Genomic DNA, 1,543 nt, shown 5'->3' on the forward strand with positions numbered 1-1,543 from the left:
GGGGGCGTGGACGCCTGATTGGCCGGACCAAGGGCGGCATGAACACGAAACTGCACGCCATCTGCGACAGTCAAGGACGCCCGCTGAACCTGTTCGTGACCGCAGGACAGGCCAGATGGAGTGGTTGCCGCCCTCCCTAGACGGCATCGCAATGTGCCAAGGTCGTGGTGTTCAACGCTGCGCGCAGAGGAGGACGGCGAGATGAAGAATATGATGATCGGGGTCGATCTGGCAAAGACAGTTTTCCAAGTTCATGGTGCCCTTCGAACGGGGGAGGTCCAGTTCCGCAAGAAGCTGACGCGGAAGCAATTCCCCGCGTTCATGGCGCAGCAAGAGCCCGGCATGGTAATTTTCGAGGCCTGCAGCAGTGCGCATTTCTGGGCCCGTGAGATGGAAGCTCTTGGGCACGAGGTAAAGCTTATCGCACCGCAATACATGCGCCCCTTTGTGAAGCGGCAGAAAAATGATGCGGCCGATGCCGAGGCGATTGTCATTGCGGCACGTCAGCCCGAGATGCGTTTCGTGGAGCCCAAGACAGTCGAGCAGCAGTCCTGCGCTGCCGTGTTCCGTGCCCGGGAACGCCTGGTGCATCAGCGGACCGCAGATGTGAATGCGTTGCGGGCGCTGCTCTATGAGCACGGCCATGTGTTTCCAGTCGGCATGTCCCACCTCGCTCGTATGACGGCGTTTGTGCGGGATGAGACCGGCGACTTGCATGCACTGATCCGGGAAGAGTGCTTGGACTTACTCGTGCAGATCGCAGAGAAAACCGCGCGTATCATTGAGCGCACCACGAAGCTCAAGACGCTGGCCGCCCAATCAGACAGAGCACGCCGGCTCCAGACGATGCCGGGTGTTGGACCGCTGACGGCTGTTGCAGTCGAAGCGTTCGGTCCCGACATGGCGGACTTCAAAACTGGGCGCAACTTTGCGGCTTGGTTGGGCCTTGTGCCTCGGCAACATTCTTCCGGAGGCAAGGAGCGCCTTGGTCGCATGACCAAGGCTGGTCAGGCCGATATCCGGCGCCTGTTGATCATTGGCGCAATGTCGCGACTGAACTGGCTTGGACAGCGCACCATTGTAGAGGGTAGCTGGCTATCACGCATGTTGATGCGCAAACCCAAGATGCTGGTCGCGATCGCGCTCGCCAATAAGATGGCCCGCCAGATCTGGGCGATGCTGACAAAGAATAAAGATTACAGAGATCCGGCAATGGCGGTCGTGGCATGATGCTCATGTCGAACCGCTAGGGCCGGTGCCGAGGGGAGTGTGAGAAGACGACGACCTGAATGGGCAAAATGATCGAACAGATCTGGATTGGGAAAACCAGTTAGTCGCTACGAGCATTGAGCTCGAAAGTCAGATTTGGCCCCAATCTGCTGATCACCATCCCGGCCCGCGGCTTCTGGAAACGCCGCATCATGAAGGCCTGACAGAAATCCGCACTTGATCACGCGCTAATAGGGTCAAAAGCTTCTTGCACTACGCGCGGCAACCACAGAAGCGATTACATCGGAGCGTGGGCATTGGTGAGCAGTTTGCC

The 1,543-nt window shown here is 58.7% G+C and carries 1 protein-coding gene and 1 pseudogene; both read left to right on the forward strand.

Translation table 11 applies throughout. The features are described 5' to 3' along the window. Window positions 1-110, forward strand: a pseudogene (locus DMZ65_RS19320) (IS5/IS1182 family transposase); the annotation flags it as partial. Between the two features lie 91 nt (window positions 111-201). Further along, entirely contained in the window at window positions 202-1,230 is a 1,029-nt protein-coding gene (locus DMZ65_RS19325) for an IS110 family RNA-guided transposase (protein ID WP_116600313.1), read from the forward strand. Window positions 1,231-1,543 lie beyond the last annotated feature (313 nt).

The organism is Primorskyibacter marinus (assembly GCF_003313245.1).
In the GTDB taxonomy this organism is placed as follows: Bacteria; Pseudomonadota; Alphaproteobacteria; order Rhodobacterales; family Rhodobacteraceae; genus Primorskyibacter; species Primorskyibacter marinus.

Coding starts and splice junctions, on each gene's coding strand:
- DMZ65_RS19325 (WP_116600313.1), top strand. CDS start 202: ATGAAGAATATGATGATCGGGGTCGATCTGGCAAAGACAGTTTTCCAA.